Raw genomic sequence first — 20,638 nt, forward strand, 5'->3', positions numbered from 1 at the left:
GGAGCGCTGGCTGTGCGAGCGCAGCGAGCATTGGGGGTCCGGGGTGAGAATCCCCCGGCGGGCCCCGCCGCGGCAGCGGTGGGGAGGTGAGCTACAGCGCAGCTGAAGGCGGGGAACAGCGGGTGACAGCGCTATTGCGGAGCAACCGGCGAGCAGCTGTCGCGGAGAAGGAGGCGGGGAGTGGTGTCCTGGAAGTCGGTGGCGGGGGCGCCGTCGAGGTGGGCGAGGAGGGTGCGGGCGGCGTTGGCGCCGTAGGCGAGCACGTCGCGGGCCAGGGCGCTCAGCGCCGGGTACGCCATCTCGCACAGCTGCGAGTCGTCGCCCGCGATGATGGACAGGTTGCCGGGGACGTCGAGGCCCAGCTTGCGGGCGACGTGCAGGCCGGCGGTCGCCATGATGTCGTTGTCGTAGGTGATGGCGGTCGGCGGGCGGGCCGAGGTGAGCAGCTGCTCGGTGGCCCAGGCGCCGGCCTCCCAGGTGTAGTCGGTGTCGATGACCTCGGCGCTTTCCAGGCGGTGCCGGGTGGCGGCGGCGCGGAAGGCCAGGGTGCGGATGCGGGTGTGTTCGAGGGCCGCGAGCCCGGCCACGCGGGCGATCCGCCGGTGGCCGATGGCGGCGAGGTAGGCGAGCGCCTCGGTGAGCGCGGCGGCGTCGTCGCTCCAGACGGCGGGGATCGAGGAGCCGGGGCGCGGGTGGCCGACGAGGACGGCGGGCAGCCCCATCGACGACAGCGCGGCGATCCGGGTGTCGTCGGCCCACAGGTCGGTGAGGATGGTGGCGTCGATGCGGCGGGCCGCCCACAGGCCGCGCAGGGCCTCGATCGCCCGGTCGTGGTCGGCGACGACCTGCAGGACGAGGGCGGTGCCGGTCGCCGACAGCTCGGTCTCCAGGCCGGCGATGAACTTCATGTAGAACGGCTCGACGCCGAGGGTGGCCGCGTCGCGGGCGACGACCAGGCCGATCGCCTCGGCGCGGGACACCGACAGGCCGCGGGCGGCGGCGCTGGGCTGCCAGCCCATCTCGGCGGCGATGGCGAGGATCCGCTCGCGGGTGCGGGCGGACACGCCGGGCCGGTCGTTGAGCGCGAACGACACGGCCCCGATCGAGACCCCCGCGGCCTCGGCGATGTCGTTGATGGTCGGCCGTCGCGTCACCAACCCATTCTCCAACAACACGTCATTTCGTGGCTCCGGAGGTGAAGCCGTTGTAGATGAACCGCTGCAGGAACAGGAACAGCAGCAGCGTCGGCACGATGACCAGGATCGCGCCGGCGGAGATGGTCTCCCAGTGGGCCCCGAACGGGCCCTTGAAGCGGAACAGCGACGTGGAGATCGTCCCGAGGCCTTCCGACGGCATGTAGAGGAACGGGATGTAGAAGTCGTTGTAGACGAAGATGCCCTTGATGATGACGACGGTGGCGATCGCGGGGCGCAGCAGCGGCAGGATGACGCTGCGGTAGATGCGGAAGGTGGAGGCGCCGTCGAGGCGCGCCGCCTCGTCCAGCGACACGGGGATGCCGCGCATGAACTGCACGAAGATGTAGATCGCGACGATGTCGGTCCCCAGGTACAGCAGGATCGGCGCCCACCGGCTGTCGAAGGCGCCGAGCGCGTCCACGACCTGGAAGGTGGTCACCTGGGTGGTGACACCCGGCACCAGGGTCGCGACGAGGAAGGCGCCGACGACGACCTTCTTGAAGCGGAAGGTGAAGCGGTCGATGGCGTAGGCGGCGAGGGTACCGACGAACACGGTGCCGACGACGGAGACGACCAGGATGAGCGCGGTATTGGCGAAGGCGGTCAGCATCCGCCCGTTGGTGAACGCGGTGGCGTAGTTGGCGAGGTTCGTCCAGTCGTGCGGCAGGGCGAGAGGGTCGCCGCCGCCCACCATCTCCTCCGGCGTCTTCAGCGAGGCCAGGAACACCGACACGAGCGGCAGCAGCACGACGACGGAGGCGACGACGAGCGAGAGATACTTCAAAAACCTGGTCATGTCAGGTCGGTCCTCTCCTCTGGTACCAGACGCCGCTGCACCCACGTGACCAGCAGCACGATCAGGAGCAGCACGACCGCGGCCGCCGAGGCGAGCCCGAACTTGTTGAACTGGAAGGCGAGCTTCACGGTCTGGATGACGAAGGTCTTGCTGTCGCCCGCGCCGCCGGTCATCACGAACGGGATCTCGAACACCGACAGCGACCCGGACACGGCCAGGATCACGCTGAGGCTGAGGATCGGTTTGATGCCGGGCGCGACGATGTGCCGGAACACGTGCCAGCGGTTGGCGCCGTCGAGCTCGGCGGCCTCGTGCAGCTCCGGCGGGATCGCCTGGATCGCGCCGAGGAAGAGCACGAAGTTCAGCCCCAGGAAGCGCCACACGGACACCCCGCTCAGCGACACGTTGACCAGGTCGGGGTCGCCGAGCCAGAGCAGCTCGTGGTGCACGCCGAACAGCGCGAGCACCGCGTCGAGGGTCCCGCCGGGGCGGAAGAAGTACAGGAACACGAACGAGACCGCGACGCCGTTGATGAGGTACGGGAAGAACAGGATCCCCTTGAACAGGTTCCGCAGCCGCAGCTTGAAGCTGAGGATGAACGCGAAGTACATCGCGACCGCGGTCTGCACGAAGGCGGCGAGCAGGTAGTACACGCTGACGACGAAGACGCTGAACAGCTCCGGGCGGGTGAAGAGCTGCACGTAGTTGTCCACGCCGACGAACGTGGGGTCGGGGTCGAGGCCGTCCCAGTCGGTGAAGCTGTAGGTGACCATGCTGGCGACGGGGATGTACGTGAAGACGACCAGCAGCGCGAGGGCGGGCAGCAGGTAGAGCCAGGGGAGGAGTCGGGTTCTCACGGCGCTCCGAACACAGCAGAAGGGGTGGCGCCGCCCGGAAGCGGCGCCACGACTGACGTCAGAGGTTCTTCGCGGCCTCGGTCCACCGCTTCGACAGGTCGGCGAGGACCCCGCGCAGGTCGCCGGGGGCGGCGCCGCGGGCGGTGTCGACCAGCTTCTGCCGGTAGTCGGGCTTGCTGATGCCGACCTCGGAAGCGTTGTCGACCTTGGTGAGCTTCGCGGACTCGGCCTGCGACAGCTCGATGAACTTGACGCCGGCGGCGGTGAACGGCTGCATCGCCGGCGGCAGCGGGGCGCCCTTGACGGCGGAGATCGCCTGGTTGACGGTGGCGCTGTCGGACTTGTCGATGAACCAGTCGAACCAGGCCCGGGCGGCCGCCTTGTTCTTCGAGTGGCTGTTGATCGCGTACTGGTAGTCGGGTGCGACGACGGAGCAGAACTTGCCGTCCACCTGCTTCGGGAACGGCATGTAGCCGATGACCGACGGGTCCTTGCCGGCCTTCTTCGCCGCGTCCTGCATCTGCGCGATCGCCCACGAGCCGAGCCACATCGTCGCGATCTTGCCGGTGGCGATCTGCCCCTTCGAGTCCTCCCAGTTGGTGGTGGTCGGGTCGGCCTCGGAGAGCTTGTTCTTCACGATGTCGAACAGCAGCGTGTCGCCGGTGGCGAGGTCGGCGCCGGCGGCCCACGGGTCGCCCTTGACCAGGTTGTCGTTGGCCTTCGGGTCGCAGCTGACCGAGCCGACGACCTGCGACCAGGAGCTCAGCGGCCACCCGTCGTGGTAGTTGGTGTAGTACGGGGTGGCCGAGGTCTTCGACCTGATGGCCTGCAGCGCGGTGATGAACTCGGCGGGCGTGGTCGGCCACGTCGTGACGCCGGCCTGGGTCCAGACGTCCTTGTTGTAGACGAAGCCGTTGACGTAGGCGAAGCCGGCGACGCCGTAGACCTTGTCGCCGACCTTGGCCTTGTCGGTGAAGCTGTACTTCGCGCTGAGGTCGGCGGCGGAGCCCAGCGGCGCGAAGTACTTCGGGTAGTCGTCGGTGACGACGGTGTTGGGGATCAGCAGGACGTCACCGTAGTTCTCGGTGTTCATCCGGATCTTGACTTCGCCCTCGTAGTCGGTGACGCCCTCGAACTTGACGGTGACCTTGGGGTACAGCTGCTTGAACTGGTCGGCGTACTTCTGCATGGTGCCGTCGGTGACGAGGTCGGTGCGGTTGGTCAGCACGGTGATCTCGCCGGAGACGGCGGCGGGGTCGGTGGGGGAGACGGCGTCGGCGGACTGCTTCGGGTCGGACCCGCTGCCGCACGCCGCGAGGGAGAGGGCAAGCGCGACCGCAAGTGTTCGGCGGAACATGGGCGCTCCATTCGAGGGGTGTCTAAAGCGTTTTAGTTCGAGCGAACGCAGGATGACACCGTTGTCAGGCGAATGGGAAGAGCCCTTAACCGATCCGTGACCTGAGCGGCGTCAGCGGGGCGGGGCGGTGCTGCCGCGCGGGGTCAGGTGCGCCGGGGCGCCGTGTGTGCTGGTCACGGGCTCGCCGGCGATCGCCGCGAGGAGGGTGCGGGCGGCCAGTTCGCCGTACGCGCCGATGTCGCGGGTCAGCGCCGTCAGCGGCGGGTGCAGCAGCCGGCAGATCGGCGAGTCGTCCCAGGCCACGATCGACAGCTCGGCCGGCACGGAGACGCCCAGCTCGCGGGCCGCGGTCAGGCCCGCGACCGCCATCACGTCGTTGTCGTAGAGCAGCGCGGTCGGCGGATGCGCCCCGCCGAGCAGCTTGCGGGTCGCCCGCGCGGCCGCCTCGCCGGTGTAGTCCGCCGGGACGGTCACCGCGTCGGCGATCCCGAGCCGGGCGCACACGCCGGCGAACGCGGCCGTGCGGATCGCGGTGTGCGCCAGCTGCGGGATGCCGCCGACCCGGGCGATCCGGCGGTGCCCGAGCGCCGCCAGGTACTCCACCGCCTCCACCATCGACTGCTCGTCGTCGCTCCACACGCTGGTCAGCGACCCGCTGACGCCGGGCGGGCCGATCACGACCGCGGGCAGGCCGAGCTCCTGCAGGGTGCTCACCCGGGGGTCGCCGACGTTGACGTCGCAGACCAGCACGCCGTCGACGCGCCCCTCGCTGAACCACCGCCGGTAGAACGCCAGCTCCTCGTCGCGCCCCGGCGCCATCTGCAGCAGCAGCGCGTAGGACTGCCGCGACAGCTCCAGCTCCAGGCCGCTGATCAGCTCCATGAAGAACGGCTCGACCCCGAGGGTGCTCGGCGGCCGGCGCAGCGTCAGGCCGACGACCCGGGTCTTCGCGCCGGCCAGGGCGCGGGCGTTGCTGTCGGCGTGGAACTGCAGGCGCTCGGCGACGGCCAGGATGCGCTCCCGGGTGGCCGCGGACACGCCCGGCCGGCCGTTCAGCGCGTACGAGACGGCACCCTTGGACACGCCCGCCTCCCGGGCGATGTCGGCGATGGTCGGTCGTTTCACCTGCAACCGCCTTTCTCGGTTCACCGATGCTAGCCGCTCGCGGCCCCTCGTTGACAGGTCGCGACGACCGCCGTTACCGTCAATCTCCACTTACTCGGTTCACCAACGCGACGAGGTTGAGCATGTACCGCGCGCTGCACGACAACTGGACGCTGTCCGGCCCCGACCACGCCGGCGTCCCCGCCACCGTGCCCGGCTGCGTGCACACCGACCTGCTGCGGGCCGGACTCATCGACGACCCGTACATCGACGACAACGAGCACCGGCTCGGCTGGATCGGCCGGACGGACTGGACCTACACCACCACCTTCCGGTGGGCGCCGGACGGCCACGACCGCGCCGACCTGGTCTTCGACGGCCTCGACACGGTCGCCGAGGTCGAGCTCAACGGCACCGTCCTCGGCCGGACCGCCAACATGCACCGCCGCTACCGGTTCGACGCAACGACCCACCTGCACGAGGGCGGCAACGTCCTGCGGGTCACGTTCACCGCCCCGTACGCGTACGCCGAGGCGGAGGAGGCGCGCCTCGGCGCCCGCCCCGGGCCGTACGACGAGCCGTACCAGTTCATCCGCAAGATGGCCTGCAACTTCGGCTGGGACTGGGGGCCGACCCTCGTCACGTCCGGCATCTGGCGGCCCGTCGGCCTGCACTCGTGGTCCGGCGCGCGGCTCGCCGCCGTCCGCCCCCAGGTCCGCGCCGACGGCGTCGACGTCACGGTCGAGATCGAGCGTGGCCGCACGGCGGAAGCCGTCGCCGTCACCGCGACCATCGGCGGCACCGGCGTCGAGGTCAAGGTCCCCGAGGGCGCGACCACGGCCACCCTGTCGCTCGACGTCGCCGACCCGCGGCCGTGGTGGCCGCTCGGCTACGGCGAGCAGCACCGCTACGAGCTGACCGTCACCGCCGCCGACGACACCTGGTCCCGGATGGTCGGGCTGCGCACCGTCACCATCGACCCGGACGCCTTCCGGATCGTCGTCAACGGCACCCCCGTCTTCGCCCGCGGGTTCAACTGGATCCCTGACGACTGCTTCCCCGCCCGTACCGACGCCGCGACCCTCGAAACGAGGTTCGGGCAGGCGGTCGGGGCGGGCGCCAACCTGCTGCGGGTGTGGGGCGGCGGGGTCTACGAGTCCGACGCCTTCTACGACCTCGCCGACCGGCTCGGCCTGCTCGTCTGGCAGGACTTCCCGTTCGCGTGCGCCGCCTACCCCGACGACCTCGCCGCCGAGGTGGAGGCCGAGGCCCGCGACAACGTCGAGCGCCTCATGCCGCACCCGAGCCTCGTGCTGTGGTGCGGCAACAACGAGAACATCGAGGGCTATCAGCACTGGGGCTGGCAGTCCTCGCTGGGCGACCTGACCTGGGGCGCGTCGCTCTACCACTCGGTGCTGCCGGGCGTGGTCGCCGCGCTGGACCCGGGCCGCCCGTACTGGCCGGGCAGCCCCTACTCCGGCGCGCCCGACCGCGACGTGAAGGACCCGAGCACCGGCACCGTGCACATCTGGACCGTCTGGGGCAGCGACGACTACACGCGGTATGCGGACTACACCCCGCGGTTCGTGGCGGAGTTCGGGTTCCAGGGGCCGCCGGTGTACGCGACGCTGCGGGCGGCCGTGTCGGACGACCCGCTCACGCCGGACTCGCCGGGGGTGCTCCACCACCAGAAGGCCGCGGGCGGCAACGAGAAGCTGCTGCGCGGCCTGGGCGCGCACCTGCCCGCGCCGGCGACCTTCGACGACTGGCACTACCTGACGCAGCTCAACCAGGCCCGCGCCGTGTCGTTCGGGGTCCAACGGTTTCGCTCGCTCATGCCGTACTGCATGGGCACGGTCATCTGGCAGCTCAACGACTGCTGGCCGGTCACCTCCTGGGCGGCCGTCGACGGCGCCGGCCGGCGCAAGCCGCTCTGGTACGAGCTGCGCCGCGCCTACGCCCCGCGCCTGCTCACGTTCCAGGGCTCCGCGCTGGCGCTCGTCAACGACGACGCGGCACCGTGGACGGGCACGCTGGAGCTGTCCCGGCGCTCGCTGTCCGGCGCCGTGCTCGCCTCGTCGTCCGTGCCGGTGACGGTGCCGCCGCGGGCGGTCCTCGAGGTGCCGCTGCCGCCGGAGCTGTCCACGGCCGGTGACCCGCGGCGGGAGCTGGTCGTGGCCTCCGCGGGGCCGGCCCGGGCGATCCGGTTCTTCGAGGAGGACCCCGCGGTGGACTACCCGGTCGCCGCGTACCAGGGTGCCGTGACCGCGGTGCCGGGCGGGTACGAGGTGACGGTCACGGCGACCACGGTCCTGCGGGAGCTGGCGCTGTTCCCCGACCGGCTCGACCCGGCCGCGGCGGTCGACGACATGCTCGTCACGCTGCTGCCGGGGGAGTCCGCGACCTTCACCGTCACCACCGGCCTGGAACTTGCCGCGGCCGACCTGCTCAGCCACCCGGTGCTGCGCTGCGTCAACGAGGCCCGGCCGTGACCGCCGTGCTCGCCGTCGACGTCGGCGGCACGAAGTTCGCGGCGGCCGTGGTCTCCGCCGGCGGCGTCATCCAGGACCGCCTCGAGGTGCCGCTCGCCGGCCAGGACCCCACGTCGGTCCTGCGTCACCTGGTCACGGCCCTGGCGGGCGGCGGGGTGGCGGCGGTGGGCGTCGGCACCGCCGGCCCCCTCGACCGGGCCCGCGGCACCGTCAGCCCCGTCAACATCCCCGCCTGGCGCGACTTCCCGCTCACCGGCACCCTGTCCACCTGGCTCCCGGACGTCCCGGTCACCATGGCCGGCGACGCCCAGTGCGTCGCCCTCGGCGAGTGGTGGCGCACCCCCGCCGGTGCCTCCCTGCAGGGCTCACTGCTGGGCATCGTGGTGTCGACCGGCATCGGCGGCGGTCTCGTCATCGACGGCCGACCGTGGCTCGGCACGACCGGCAACGCCGGCCACATCGGCCACATCACCGTCGACCCGTCCGGAGCCCCCTGCCCCTGCGGCGCCACCGGCTGCGTCGAGACCATCGCCAGCGGCCCCGCCATGGTCCGCTGGGCCCTCGCCAACGGCTGGCAGCCCGGTCCCGCCGCCGACGCGCGGGCGCTCGCCGGGGACGCGCGGCGGGGCGTGCCGGTGGCGGTCGCCGCGTTCGACCGGGCGGCGGGTGCCCTGGCGACGGCCCTGCTGACCACCGCGGCCCTCTGCGACATCGACCGGGTCGTGATCGGCGGCGGCGTGGCCGCGGCGGGCGACGTCCTGCTCGCCCCGATCCGCCGCGCCCTCGCCGACCGGGACGGCATGGCGTTCCTGCGTCGCCTCCGCGTCGAGGCGAGCACCCTCGGCCGCGACGGCGGCCTCTACGGCGCCGCCGCCCTCGCCCTCGGCACCCTCACCGTCCCCGCCTGACTCCACCATGATCGCCGCCAGGGCGACGAAGTCCTCCGGATCATCGGGGAGCGCCCGCGTCGAGGAGGCGCCCGGCGGTGGCGGCCGGCAGGCGGGGGCTACGGGCGGCGGCCTCGGCGACGCGGGGGTCGGGGTCGTCGAGCAGGGCGATGACCGCCGGGACGGGCAGGGCGGGGTTGGCCGCCACGTACGCCCGGGCGGTGTCGTCGGCGTGGCCGGCGAGGACCTCGGCGACGGCCGGCGGCAGGTTCGGGGCGGTCGCGGCGACGCGGCGCAGGTCGGTGTCGTCGCCCAGGGCCATGGCCGCGAGAGCGCCGGCCGGCATGGCGGGGTGGCGGGCCAGGTCCCAGCGGGCGTGGCCGGTGCCGCGGACGAGGTCGGGCAGGATGTGGCCGGGGACGTCCGGGTGGTGCTCGGCGAGCAGCAGCCGGACGCTGTGGTCCTCGTCGGCGGCCAGCACCGCGACGGCCTCGGCGGGCAGGTCGGACGAGAACGCCACGGCCCGGCGGCACCACACGAACGGCGACCGGGCGTGCGCCGCTCGGACCGCGAGCGGGGCGTGCGAGGGCCGCAGCCAGTCGGCGACGTGGTGGTCGTGCGGCTCGACCCCGGACGCGATGCGCGACCGTTCCGCGTCGGGCAGGTCGGGCCGGAGCATCACCGCCACGCGCACGTCCTCGTCCGGGTCGTCGGCGAGGGCGAGCACCGCGGCGAGCGGCACCCGCGGGTTCCCGGCCACCGCCTCGCGGACCGCCGGGTCGGCGTCGCCCACCAGCCCGGCGACGTCGACCCCCACCTCACGCGCCGGCCCGGGCGCGGCCGGGTCGGTAGCCGGCGGCAGGAGCGCGTGCCGGGCGGCGCCCTCCCGGGTGGCGGGGTCGGCGAGCAGGCCGGGCAGCAGGTCCGCCGGCACCGCCGATGAGACGGCAGCGCCGCGCACCGCCGGGTCGGGGTCGGTGAGCAGCTGCCGCAGGACCGGCTCCGGCGGCGACGGCCAGGACCGGGCCAGGGCCTCCCGCACCCCGGCGGACGGGTCGGTGGCGAGCCACAGCCTGGCCGGTTCGGACAGGTCCCGCCGCCGCGCGAGCGCCAGCCGGACCGGGACGGCGGCATCGGCGGCGAGCGCGAGCTGCGCGTCCCCCGGCAGCGGCAGGTCGACCGCCGGCCGGTGGTCGGTGCTGTGGCCGCGGGCGAGCGCGACCCGCACCGCCTCGTCCGGGTCGGCGGCCAGCACCCGCCACACGTGCGGCGCGGCGGACGGGTTGCCGGCGAGCGCCCGCCGCGGCTGCGGGTCGGGGTGCCGGGCGAGCGCCGACGCCGCGGGGGCCGGCAGGTCCGCCCGGCGGGCGAGCGCGTCCAGTACCGCGGTGTCGGCGGCGGTGAGCAGGGGTGCCAGCAGCAGAGGATCCAGGCCGGGGTTGGCGGCCAACCCCCGCAGGATCGCCGGTCGGGTCACCGGCACACCCTGTCACACACCGTTCAGCGGAACACGACGGTCAGCGGAACACGACGGTCGGCGGAACACGACTGTCAGCGGAAGACGCAGGTGATCGGGGGAATGCCCGGCGTACCGCTGCCGATGAAGCCGAACGTGGCGGTGGCGCCCGGTGCGAGCGCGCCGTTCCAGGCGGCGTTGTCCGCGGTCACGGCGCTGCCGGTCTGGGTGACGGTGGCGCCCCAGGACTGCGTGATCCGTTCGCCGCCACTGTACGTGTACCGCGCCGTCCACCCGGCCACACCCGACGTGCCGCCGTTGCGGACCGTGACCTCGCCCTGGAAGCCGCCCTGCCACTGGCCGACCACCGTGTATGTGGCCGAACACCCCGGCACCGGCGGCACGCTGTCGGAGGGCAGCACGGACCGCGACGGGGAGGGGGAGACGGACCGCGACGGCGACGCCGAGCCGGACGGCAGGGTGCCGTTCAGGGCCTGGACGACCGCGGGCAGCCAGCGGTCCGCGATCTTGCGGTCGCCGGAGGCGTTGGGGTGCACGCCGTCGCCGGTGTCGGTGGCGGTGCTGAACCCGGTCCACTGGTCCACCACGGTCACCGGCGACGCGGCGGTGGTCTTGCCCGCGGCCCAGCCGGGGATGGCCGCGTTCAGCGCCACCACCCGCTGCGCGCACTCGGCGCAGCTGGACGGGTTCATCGGGATGATCTGGGCGACGAGGACCCGCATCGCCGGGTTGCTGGCCCGCATCTGGTCGACGAGCTTGCCGTACGCGGCGAGGATCGTGTCGGTGGACCGGTTGCTCCACACGTCGTTGGTGCCGAAGTGCATGAGCACCACGTCGGGCCGGCTCGCCGCGAGCCACGCGGGCAGCTGGTTCTGGTCGGCGACGGCCGTGACGAGCGCCCCGCCGTGCCCTTCGCCGTCCCCGTCGTACGGGACCGCACAGCCCTGCGGCGGCTGGGTCCCCACGAAGTCGATGTTCGTGTTCCCGCTGTTCTGCAGGTCGTTCCACAGCAACGCCCGCCAGCACCCGGGATTGCCGGTGATCGAGTCGCCGAGCGGCATGATCCGCACCGCCGCGGCACTGGCCGGCCCGGCCGGCAACGTCAGGAACAGCACCGCACCGACGACGGCCGCGGTGAGCAGCGTGAGAAGGGTCCGCATCCGCGCAGTAGAGCAGGCTCGTTCGACACCGCTCAATGCCCGGGACCGCTCGCGCAGGTCCCGGGCACCGGCGGGTGTGAAACCTACACGGCGTACGCCTCGACCTCGTAGAGGCGGGCCGCGGCGTCGGTGTTGTTGGTCGGAGTGATGACGTTGACCCGCAGGTGGCGGACGCTGGCCGGGGTGAACGTGGTGGTGGTGACGTTCGCCGTGTTGCCGCGGATCTGGGCCACCGTGGTCCAGGTGGTGCCGTCGGTGCTGGTCTGCACATCGAAGTCGCGGGTGTTGAAGGCGGTGTTCTCGCCGCCCGCGCCCGCGTGCCGGATGACCACCCGGCTCACGGAGACCGCGGCGCCCAGGTCGACCCGCCACCACTTCGACGTGCCGAGGGAGCACCACTTGTCGGCGTTGCCGCCGTTGACGGTGCCGTTCACCGCCTTCGCCGGGCCCTCCGTGGAAGCGCACTGGCTGTCGGCGGTGGCGGTCTTGTTCAGCGCGAGGTTCGTCGCCGGGGGCGTCGACCCGCCGGTCAGCAGGAAGTCGTCGACGTCGAAGAGACCGCCGGTGCCGGTACCGACGAAGACCAGGAACAGCGCGCCACTACCCGCGGTCAGGGTGGTGGTGACGTCGACGAACGTGCCGTAGCCGCCGGTGTTGCCGACGTTGACGGAGCCCAGCAGCGGGCCGGTCTGCGAGCCGGAGCGGACCTGGATGGTGCCGCCGGTGCCGCCGGACGCGACCCGCGCCGTGAAACCGGTCTTGCCGGACACGTTCACGCCCGAATAGCCGACCCAGTCGCCGTTGTCGATGTAGCCGACGCGGTTGCCGCCGTGCGCCGCGCCGTCGCCGACGACCTGGACGCCGGACTGGGAGGTGAAGGACTCCGCCTCGACCCGGCCGGTGGGCGGCTGGGTGCTGCCGGGCGAGCAGTCGGCGGCCGCCTTGCCGCCGGCGTAGCGGATGCCGCCGAGCAGGTGGGCCCGGAACGCGGCGTCCGAATAGGACTCCTGGGTGTGGCCGGCGCCGGTGTAGAAGGACCGTCCACTCTGGATCGTCTTGCACCAGGCGAACGGGTGGTCCGCGCCCATCGTGCCGCCCGAGTACGTGGTCTCGTCGAGGGTGGCGAGGACGTGGGCGGTCGAGCGGGGGTTGGTGCGGTAGTTGTACAGCTCGTCGGTGCGGATCCAGGTGGCGCCGAGGTGCGCGGTCGCCGGGTGGGCGCGGTCCTCGATCTTCATCGTGGCCTGCTGGATCGCCGGGTGGGAGGAGAACCAGGCACCGACGAGGTCGCCGTAGAACGGCCAGTCGTACTCGGTGTCGGCGGCGGCGTGGACCCCGACGTATCCGCCGCCGCCGCGGATGTAGGACTCGAACGCGGTCTGCTGCGTGGCGTTGAGGACGTCGCCGGTGGTGCTGAGGAAGACGACGGCCTCGTACTGGGCGAGGTTCGCCGTGGTGAACGCGTTCGCGTCCTCGGTGGCGGTGACGGTGAAGCCGTTCGCCGCGCCGAGCTGCTGGATGGCGGTGATGCCGGCCGGGATGGAGTCGTGTCGGAACCCTGCCGTCTTGGAGAACGCGAGGACGTCGAACGCGGTGTCGGCGAAGGCGGGTGCCGGCGCGGCGGCCAGGAGTGTCGCGGTGACCGCGGCGAGCGCGAGGAGCTTTCTCATGACGCGTAGACCTCGACTTCGTAGAGGCGGGCGGCGGTGTCGGCGTTGCTGGTGGGTGCGATGACGTTGACCCGCACGTACCGCACGCCGGCGGCGGCGAACGTGGAGGTGGTGACGTTGCCGGTGTTGCCCCGCACCTGGGACACGGTGGTCCAGGTGGTGCCGTCGGTGCTGGTCTGCACGTCGAAGTCGCGGGTGTTGAAGGCGGCGTTCTCCCCGCCCGCGCCGGCGTGCCGGATCACGACCCGGCCCACGCTCGTGACCGAGCCCAGGTCGACCCGCCACCACTTCGACGTGCCGAGGGAGCACCACTTGTCGGCGTTGCCGCCGTTGACGGTGCCGTTCACCGCCTTCGCCGGGCCCTCCGTGGAAGCGCACTGGCTGTCGGCGGTGGCGGTCTTGTTCAGCGCGAGGTTCGTCGCCGGGGGCGTCGACCCGCCGGTCAGCAGGAAGTCGTCGACGTCGAAGAGACCGCCGGTGCCGGTACCGACGAAGACCAGGAACAGCGCGCCACTACCCGCGGTCAGGGTGGTGGTGACGTCGACGAACGTGCCGTAGCCGCCGGTGTTGCCGACGTTGACGGAGCCCAGCAGCGGGCCGGTCTGCGAGCCGGAGCGGACCTGGATGGTGCCGCCGGTGCCGCCGGACGCGACCCGCGCGGTGAAGCCCGTCTTGCCCGACACGTTGACGCCGGCGTAGCCGACCCAGTCGCCGCCGTCGATGTAGCCGACGCGGTTGCCGCCGTGCGCGTTGCCGTCGGCGACGACCTGCACGCCGTTCTGGGAGGTGTACGACTCGGCCTCGACCCGCCCGGCCGGCGGCTGCGTGCCACCGGTGTTGATGGTGAAGGCGTCCAGGTCGAACAGCGCGCCGGCGCCGCCGGTGAACACCAGGTACAGCTGCCCGGCGGTGGCGGGCGCGCCGGAGACGGTGCCGGTGACGTCGACGAACGTGTCCCAGCTGCCGGTCACCGGGACGGTGGTCGAGCCGAGCAGCGTGCCGGTCGGTGACCCGGCGCGCAGCGACAGGGTGCCGCCGGCGCCGCCCGAGGAGACGCGCGCGGTGAACGAGGTGGCGTTGTTCAGCAGGTACGGGCTGAACGCGATCCAGTCGCCGTTCTCGATCTGCCCGACGGTCTTGCCGCCCTCGGCGCCGGCCTTGTCGAAGGTCTGCACGCCCTGCTGGGTGGCGAAGTGCTCGGCCTGCCGGTGCCGCGGCTGCAGCGTGTGCTGCGTGTGCGTGGTGATCCCGCCGTTGTCGGTGTACTCCGCGTCGAAGACGGCGAAGATGTTCGCGGCCGCGTCGTGCTCACCGTCGAGCGGGATGGTGATCGAGCCGGTGCAGCCGGTCTGCGACGTGATCTGGTGGCCGTGGGTGTCGTGGCCGAGGATGTACGTCATCCGCACCCGTCCACAGTCGACGGTGCCGTCCTCGGGGTCGGTGACGGTGATCTGGTACGGCACGGTGTCGCCGAACGAGACGAGCGAACCGTTGGCGGGCGCCACGATCCGCACGACGGGCGCGGTGTTGCCGGCGGAGACGCGGACGCTGGCGCTGCCGGTGGCACCCTGCGGGTCGCGGACGGTCAGCGTGGCGGTGTAGGTGCCGGCCGTCGCGTAGGTCTTCGTCGGGTTGGCGGCGGTGGACGTGGTGCCGTCGCCGAACGCCCAGCTGTAGGTCAGCGCCTGGCCCTCGGGGTCGTTGCTGCCGGCCGAGCTGAAGTTCACGGTCAGCGGCGCCGGGCCCGAGGTCGGGTTCGCGGCGGCGACCGCGACGGGCGCCCGGTTGCCACCGCCGGTGTACTCGATGCGGTACAGCGCCGAGTTGGCGTCGCCGTTGCCGAAGCCGGCGCCGTAGTCCAGGACGTACAGCGCGCCGTCGGGGCCGAACGCCTGGTCCATGATCTGCATGCCCGACCACGGGAAGTTCGCGATCGCGCCGGGAGAGCCGTCGCCGTTGACGTCGATCGCCTTGATCCAGCGGCGGCCGAACTCGCCGGCGAAGAAGTGCCCGTCGAGGTCGGCGGGGAACTTGACGGCCGACGGGTTCGCCGGGTCGTAGCGGTACACGGGGCCGGCCATCGGCGACTCGGAGCCGCTGCCGAACTCGGGCGGGCTGCCGGCGTCACCGGCGTAGCGGATCCAGGCGGGCTTCGCGGCGGGCAGCGTGCCCTGGCCCGTGTTGCGGAACGAGTTGTTCGTCGGCCCGCCCGCGCAGTTGTACTTGGGGCCCGTGCTGTTGGTGGCGAAGTTCCACTCGTTGTAGGTCTCGGTGCTGGTGTTCGTGCCGGTGCAGTACGGCCAGCCGTAGTTGCCGGGCGACGTGATCCGGTCGAACTCGACCTGCCCGGACGGGCCGCGGTTGGGGTCGGTGGTGCCCGCGTCGGGGCCGTAGTCGCCGACGTAGACGGCGCCGGTGGCCTTGTCGACGCTCATCCGGAACGGGTTGCGCAGCCCCATCGCGTAGATCTCGGGCCGGGTGTTCGCGGTGCCCTGCGGGAACAGGTTGCCGCTCGGGATGCTGTACGAGCCGTCGGCGTTGACCTTGATCCGCAGGATCTTGCCGCGCAGGTCGTTGGTGTTCGCCGCCGACCGCTGCGCGTCGTAGGCCGGGTTGCGGTCGGTGCGCTCGTCGATGGGCGCGTAGCCGGCGGAGTCGAACGGGTTGGAGTCGTCACCCGTCGACAGGTACAGGTTGCCGGCCGCGTCGAAGTCGATGTCGCCGCCGACGTGGCAGCACATGCCGCGGTCGGTGCCGACCTCGAGGACCGTGCGCTCGCTCGCGGTGTTGAGCGTGTTGTCGGTGTTGAGCGTGAAGCGCGACAGCCGGTTGACGCCCTTCCACGGCGTCCAGTCCGCGCCCGCGGCCGGCGCGTCGCCGCCCGGGGTGTTCAGCGGCGGCGCGTAGTACAGGTAGATCTGCCGGTTGGTGGCGAAGCCGGGATCGGCGGCCACGCCCTGCAGGCCTTCCTCGTCGTGGGTGTAGACGGGCAGCGTCCCGATCACCGAGGTGTTGCCGGCGGCGTCGGTGCGCCGCAGCGTCCCGTTGCGCGCCGTGTGCAGCACCGACCGGTCGGGCAGCACGGCGATCGACATCGGCTCGCCGAGCTCGTTGATCCCCTTGGCGAGCTCGACCTGCTGGAACAGGGCCGGATTGATGGAGGTGTGGGCGTGTGCGGGGGTGGGCAGGGCCACTGCGGCGCTGCTGATCAGCAACGCCGCCGCGGCTCTTCTGAACGCGGGGTGCATCGGCGGGTGTCCTTCCCGAAGGGTCGGGGGGTCACGCGATGCCGGCGCAGGTGCTTGGCGGGCGCGCCGGCGGCAGGTGCGCGGGCCGCCGAAGCCCCACACATCCACACGTCGCGATGGTTGGTGAGCCGACGTTACTAACTCGCGCCGATGGATGCAAGAAATCGACGCGGACGGCGGCAGAACTTTCCGTCAGCTGGTCGCAATGTTGTCCTGCCACGTCGACACCTTGCGCACGATCAGCGCCAGGAGGACCGCGGCGACGATCCCTGCGACGCCGGAGACGACGGCGAAGAACGGCGGGCTGTAGACGATGACCTCGCCGCTGTCGTACTTCGAGGTCTCGGTGTAGCCGATGAAGCTGACCAGCAGCGCGACCCACCAGGCGTTGATGATCCGGTCGGAGGGCCACGTCCCGTCGGGCGCGCTGCGGCGGTGGATCTCCGCGACGACCCGGTTGGGGATGACGAGGTTGGCGAACGGGACGAACCAGCCGCCGATCGTCCAGCCCTTCTTCCACTCGACGCTACGGTCGCCGCGCCGGTCGAAGTTGTCCCGGGCGAGGTACAGCCAGACGATGACCAGCACCAGGACCAGCAGCCTGGCCGCGCCGAGGATCCCGGAGGCGGTGTCGCCGGAGACGTACGTGCTGACGCCGAAGTTGGACGCGAAGGCCACCTCGCGGCCCGCGTCCTCGGCGGGCGCGTCGGCGCCCTTCAGGGACTCGGCGATGGTGAACGCGTGCGCCAGGCCGGCGAGGGCCAGCCCGCCGATGGCGAGCATGCCGGGGACGGCCAGGCGATGGGGTGTCGCGGTACGAATATCGCTCATGCCTCGAACACCTTAAATGCTTTAAGCAAATCGATATTCTTGACTTTCTCCAGGTCCCACGAGGACTATTAGGAAACTTTCCTAATAGGAGGCACGAGTGCACCCCACCAGGCTCTTCGCAGCCATCCTGCTCACCGTCTCCGCCGCGGTAGCGATACCCGGCACCGCCCACGCCGCTCCCGCGGGGCTCACCGCCGCGTTCTCCGCCGCGGACTACGGCACCTACTGGGTCGACAAGTACACAGTCAGCAACCCGACCAGCGCCTCGATCACCGGGTGGACCCTCGAGTTCGACGTGCCGGCCGGGCTCAACGTCGGCACCGGGTACAACGGCACCGTCACACGGACCGGCAACCACGTCACGGTCGTGAACGCGCACTACAACGGGACCGTGGCGGCCGGACGCAACACCGAGCCGTACAGTTTCTGGTTCATCGCCACCGGCACCAACGCGGAACCGCTGAACTGCCGCATCAACGGCAACAAGTGCGACGGCAGCCCGGACCGCGCCCCGAACGCGCCCGCCGGCCTGTCCGTCACCGGCCGCACGACGAAGACCGTGTCGCTGGCGTGGACCGCCCCCGCGGCGACCGACTTCCCGATCGCGGGCTACGACGTCTACCGCGGCTCCACGGTGGTCGCTTCCTCCACCGGCCCGTCGGCCGTGGTGAACGGGCTCACGCCCAACACCGCGTACAGCTTCACGGTGCGGGCCCGCGACACCCGCGGCAACGTGTCCGCCGACAGCGCCGCGGTCTCCGCCACCACGCTCAACCCCGCGGACGACACCACCGCGCCGGCGGCGCCCGGCAACCTGCGCAGCACGGCGAAGACCTCGGTCAGCGTCACGCTGGCCTGGAACGCGGTCACCGACCCCAGCGGCATCGCCGGCTACGACGTGTACCGCGGTGGCACGCTCGTCACGACCGCCACCGGGACGACGGCGACGGTGACCGGACTAGCGCCGCTGACGGCCTACACGTTCACGGTGAAGGCCCGCGACACCTACGACAACGCCTCACCCGCCAGTGCGGCCGCCACCGTCACCACGGACGACGCGGTCGGCGGCGGCAACTACGCCAAGGTCGGCTATTTCGTGCAGTGGGGCATCTACGGCCGCCAGTACTTCGTGAAGAACCTCGACACGTCCGGCGCCGCGGCCAAGCTCACCCACCTCAACTACGCGTTCGCCAACCTCGACCCGGTCAACCTGACCTGCCTGCAGGGCGTCACCCGCGGCACCACCGCCAACCCGCAGGACCCCGACCAGGGCACGGGCGCCGGCGACGCCGACGCCGACTACGGCCGCCCGTTCAGCGCCGCCCAGTCCGTCGACGGCGTCGCCGACACCGGCTGGGAGACCCTGCGCGGCAACTACAACCAGCTGCGCAAGCTCAAGGCGAAGTACCCGAACCTGAAGGTGCTCATCTCGCTCGGCGGCTGGACCTACTCGAAGTACTTCTCCGACGCGGCCGCCACCCCGGCCTCGCGGGAGAAGCTGGTGCGCTCCTGCATCGACATGTACCTCAAGGGCAACCTGCCGACCTACAACAACGCGGGCGGCGCGGGCTCGGCCGCCGGCATCTTCGACGGCATCGACCTGGACTGGGAGTGGCCCGGCGCCGAGGGCCACGCCGGCAACCACTGGGGCCCCCAGGACAAGGCCAACAACACGCTGCTCCTCGCGGAGTTCCGCAGGCAGATGGACGCGCTGAGCGCCACCACCGGCAAGCGCTACCTGCTGACCGCCTTCACCCCCGCCGACCCGGCGAAGATCGCGGCCGGCTGGGACATCAGCCGCACCGACGGCACCCCGAGCGTCTTCGACTCCCTGGACTTCGCCAACGTGCAGGGCTACGACTTCCACGGCGCCGGCAGCGACAACTCCTGGGAGCCCAACCGGACGGGCCACCAGGGCAACCTGTACGGCGACGCCCAGGACCCCTACTCCTTCACCTTCAGCGTCCAGAACGCGGTGGCGGCCTACACCTCCGCCGGCGTCAACCCGCGCCAGCTGACCGTCGGCTTCGCCTTCTACGGCCGCGGCTGGCAGGGCGTCGCCGCCGGCTCCACCAACGGTGAGTGGCAGACGGCCACCGGGGCCGCGCCCGGCCAGTTCGCCGAGGAGGCCGGCACCCGCGGCTACGCCAACCTCCTGGCGATGGTGCCCAACTGCACCGTCTACCACGACGTGCAGTCGATCGCCACGTCCTGCTACACCGGCCCCGGCGGGCAGTGGTGGACCTTCGACGACACCTGGTCCATCGCGCAGAAGACCGCCTGGGTGAAGCAGCAGAACCTGCTCGGCGGCATGATCTGGGAGATGTCCGGCGACACCACGTCCGGCACCCTGATGACCGCCCTCAACTCGGGCCTCTGACGCCCGCGACCGGCCCGCGGGGGCGCTCCTCGCGGGCCGGTCGTAACACGCCGATAACCGGGCGGGGTTAGCGTGGCGCATGGCCGGACCCCGGCGTCGGTCGGCGCTGATCTCGCGGCTCGCGGGGAAGCCGGCGGGCAGCTCGCAGGGCGTGATCCTGGACGAGCTGCGGGCCTGCATCCTCGACGGCGAGGTGCCGCCGGGCTCGGCGATCCCGGTCGACGGGGTCGCGGCGGCGTTCGGGGTGAGCCGGATCCCGGTGCGGGAGGCGCTGATGACGCTCATCGGCGAAGGCCTCGTCGACCACCGGCCGCACCTGGGCTACCGGGTCGCGCAGCTGACGGCGCAGGAGTTCGGCGAGATCTACCTGGTGCGGGAGGCGCTGGAGACCGCCGCCCTGCGGGTCGCGGTCTCGCTCGCCCGGGCCGAGGACGACGAGCAGGCCCGGGCCGCGCACGCCGCCCTCGAGGACGCGGTGGCTGCCGGCGACCCGCGGGCCCACCACCGGGAGAGCCGCCGCTTCCACCTGGCGCTGATCCGGCCGTGCCGGATGCGGCGGCTGCTGCACATGCTCGGCACGGCGTGGAACATGACCGAGCCGCTGCAGCCGATGGCACATCTCGACGGCGCCGACCGGGTGCTGCTGCACCGCGACCACGCCGCGATGCTGGAGGCGTTCGTGGCCCGCGACGCGGACGCGCTGATCCGCGTCTGCGCCGCGCACCACCGGCGCCTGCAGACCTGCATCGCTCTGCTGCCGCAGCACACGGGCCTGTTCGCGGAGCCCGACTGAACGACGGATATATGTTTGCGAACATCGGCGTGAAACAGCCGCTTCCTAGCGTGGGCGCAACGAGCCGCACTACCTCGGGAGCTGGGGATGGCCGACACAGTCGCACGCGCACAGGGGCCCGTCACCGACGGGCCGCAGGATCTGGTCGAGGCCGCCGGCATGCCGGTCGGCTCCGGCGTCATCAAACCCGGCTACGACCCCCGCCTCACCAACGAGGACCTGGCGCCGCTGCGGAACCAGTCGTGGGGCTCCTACAACATCTTCGCGTTCTGGATGTCCGACGTGCACAGCGTCGGCGGGTACGTGACCGCCGGCACCGGACCGGGCCAGCTTCACCACCGCCCTGAACGCCGCCCGCGACCAGGTCGTGCACGCCGCCGGCGTCATCGC

Annotated in this window: 15 protein-coding genes; 5 read left to right on the forward strand and 10 right to left on the reverse strand. The window is 72.0% G+C overall.

The features are described 5' to 3' along the window. Window positions 1–131: 131 nt before the first annotated feature. The 5 genes from AB0I21_RS54500 to AB0I21_RS54520 form a co-directional block, all read right to left on the reverse strand. Window positions 132–1,154, reverse strand: a complete 1,023-nt coding sequence (locus AB0I21_RS54500; protein ID WP_344504575.1) for a LacI family DNA-binding transcriptional regulator — start codon at window positions 1,152–1,154, stop codon at window positions 132–134. A gap of 22 nt (window positions 1,155–1,176) precedes the next feature. After that, a complete protein-coding gene (locus tag AB0I21_RS54505; protein WP_360573502.1) occupies window positions 1,177–1,992 on the reverse strand; it encodes a carbohydrate ABC transporter permease in 816 nt (271 codons plus the stop codon). Then, window positions 1,989–2,849, reverse strand: a complete 861-nt coding sequence (locus tag AB0I21_RS54510; RefSeq protein ID WP_360573504.1) for a sugar ABC transporter permease — start codon at window positions 2,847–2,849, stop codon at window positions 1,989–1,991. Before AB0I21_RS54510 ends, AB0I21_RS54505 begins: the two co-directional genes overlap by 4 nt. 58 nt (window positions 2,850–2,907) lie before the next feature. Then, window positions 2,908–4,206 (reverse strand): extracellular solute-binding protein, encoded by a 1,299-nt coding sequence (locus tag AB0I21_RS54515; protein ID WP_360573506.1) that lies wholly within the window; start codon window positions 4,204–4,206, stop codon window positions 2,908–2,910. A 111-nt stretch (window positions 4,207–4,317) separates the two neighbouring features. After that, window positions 4,318–5,331, reverse strand: coding sequence for a LacI family DNA-binding transcriptional regulator (locus AB0I21_RS54520; protein WP_360573508.1), 1,014 nt, complete (start codon window positions 5,329–5,331; stop codon window positions 4,318–4,320). Window positions 5,332–5,453: 122 nt separating this feature from the next. On the opposite strand from AB0I21_RS54520, the gene AB0I21_RS54525 reads away from it, so the two are divergent. Further along, window positions 5,454–7,802, forward strand: coding sequence for a glycoside hydrolase family 2 protein (locus AB0I21_RS54525; protein WP_360573510.1), 2,349 nt, complete (start codon window positions 5,454–5,456; stop codon window positions 7,800–7,802). Beyond that, the gene (locus AB0I21_RS54530) at window positions 7,799–8,710 is read left to right on the forward strand and encodes an ROK family protein (RefSeq protein ID WP_360573511.1); all 912 of its coding nucleotides are present in this window, start codon (window positions 7,799–7,801) and stop codon (window positions 8,708–8,710) included. The genes AB0I21_RS54525 and AB0I21_RS54530 overlap by 4 nt, the downstream gene beginning before the upstream one ends. Before the next feature lie 40 nt (window positions 8,711–8,750). Here the strand turns inward: AB0I21_RS54530 and AB0I21_RS54535 are convergent, their stop codons facing one another. The 5 genes from AB0I21_RS54535 to AB0I21_RS54555 all read right to left on the reverse strand — a co-directional run bounded on the left by AB0I21_RS54535 (window position 8,751) and on the right by AB0I21_RS54555 (window position 17,075). Next, entirely contained in the window at window positions 8,751–10,166 is a 1,416-nt protein-coding gene (locus AB0I21_RS54535; RefSeq protein WP_360573513.1) for a hypothetical protein, read from the reverse strand. Window positions 10,167–10,240: 74 nt separating this feature from the next. Next, window positions 10,241–11,326, reverse strand: coding sequence for a cellulose binding domain-containing protein (locus tag AB0I21_RS54540; RefSeq protein ID WP_360573515.1), 1,086 nt, complete (start codon window positions 11,324–11,326; stop codon window positions 10,241–10,243). An 83-nt stretch (window positions 11,327–11,409) separates the two neighbouring features. Next, entirely contained in the window at window positions 11,410–12,996 is a 1,587-nt protein-coding gene (locus tag AB0I21_RS54545) for a ThuA domain-containing protein (protein ID WP_360573517.1), read from the reverse strand. Continuing rightward, complete coding sequence (locus AB0I21_RS54550) at window positions 12,993–16,244, reverse strand: carbohydrate-binding protein (protein ID WP_360573519.1); 3,252 nt, start codon at window positions 16,242–16,244, stop codon at window positions 12,993–12,995. The genes AB0I21_RS54545 and AB0I21_RS54550 overlap by 4 nt, the downstream gene beginning before the upstream one ends. A gap of 192 nt (window positions 16,245–16,436) precedes the next feature. Continuing rightward, on the reverse strand, window positions 16,437–17,075 hold the full coding sequence (locus AB0I21_RS54555; protein WP_360573521.1) for a DUF4328 domain-containing protein: 639 nt from the start codon (window positions 17,073–17,075) through the stop codon (window positions 16,437–16,439). 97 nt (window positions 17,076–17,172) lie between these two features. On the opposite strand from AB0I21_RS54555, the gene AB0I21_RS54560 reads away from it, so the two are divergent. The 3 genes from AB0I21_RS54560 to AB0I21_RS54570 form a co-directional block, all read left to right on the forward strand. Then, window positions 17,173–19,455, forward strand: a complete 2,283-nt coding sequence (locus tag AB0I21_RS54560; protein WP_360573523.1) for a glycosyl hydrolase family 18 protein — start codon at window positions 17,173–17,175, stop codon at window positions 19,453–19,455. A 79-nt stretch (window positions 19,456–19,534) separates the two neighbouring features. Beyond that, window positions 19,535–20,248, forward strand: a complete 714-nt coding sequence (locus AB0I21_RS54565; RefSeq protein WP_360573525.1) for a GntR family transcriptional regulator — start codon at window positions 19,535–19,537, stop codon at window positions 20,246–20,248. An 87-nt stretch (window positions 20,249–20,335) separates the two neighbouring features. Continuing rightward, on the forward strand, window positions 20,336–20,638 hold a 303-nt coding region (locus AB0I21_RS54570; protein ID WP_360573527.1), incomplete at its 3' end, for a hypothetical protein.

It is taken from the genome of Dactylosporangium sp. NPDC050588, assembly GCF_040654975.1.
Lineage (GTDB): Bacteria > Actinomycetota > Actinomycetes > Mycobacteriales > Micromonosporaceae > Dactylosporangium > Dactylosporangium maewongense.

Excerpts from the sequence above, each read along its gene's own strand:
- AB0I21_RS54505 (WP_360573502.1), bottom strand. The coding sequence starts at position 1,992 with ATGACCAGGTTTTTGAAGTATCTCTCGCTCGTCGTCGCCTCCGTCGTC.
- AB0I21_RS54515 (WP_360573506.1), bottom strand. The coding sequence starts at position 4,206 with ATGTTCCGCCGAACACTTGCGGTCGCGCTTGCCCTCTCCCTCGCGGCG.
- AB0I21_RS54525 (WP_360573510.1), top strand. The coding sequence starts at position 5,454 with ATGTACCGCGCGCTGCACGACAACTGGACGCTGTCCGGCCCCGACCAC.
- AB0I21_RS54540 (WP_360573515.1), bottom strand. The coding sequence starts at position 11,326 with ATGCGGACCCTTCTCACGCTGCTCACCGCGGCCGTCGTCGGTGCGGTG.
- AB0I21_RS54545 (WP_360573517.1), bottom strand. The coding sequence starts at position 12,996 with ATGAGAAAGCTCCTCGCGCTCGCCGCGGTCACCGCGACACTCCTGGCC.
- AB0I21_RS54550 (WP_360573519.1), bottom strand. The coding sequence starts at position 16,244 with ATGCACCCCGCGTTCAGAAGAGCCGCGGCGGCGTTGCTGATCAGCAGC.
- AB0I21_RS54555 (WP_360573521.1), bottom strand. The coding sequence starts at position 17,075 with ATGAGCGATATTCGTACCGCGACACCCCATCGCCTGGCCGTCCCCGGC.
- AB0I21_RS54565 (WP_360573525.1), top strand. The coding sequence starts at position 19,535 with ATGGCCGGACCCCGGCGTCGGTCGGCGCTGATCTCGCGGCTCGCGGGG.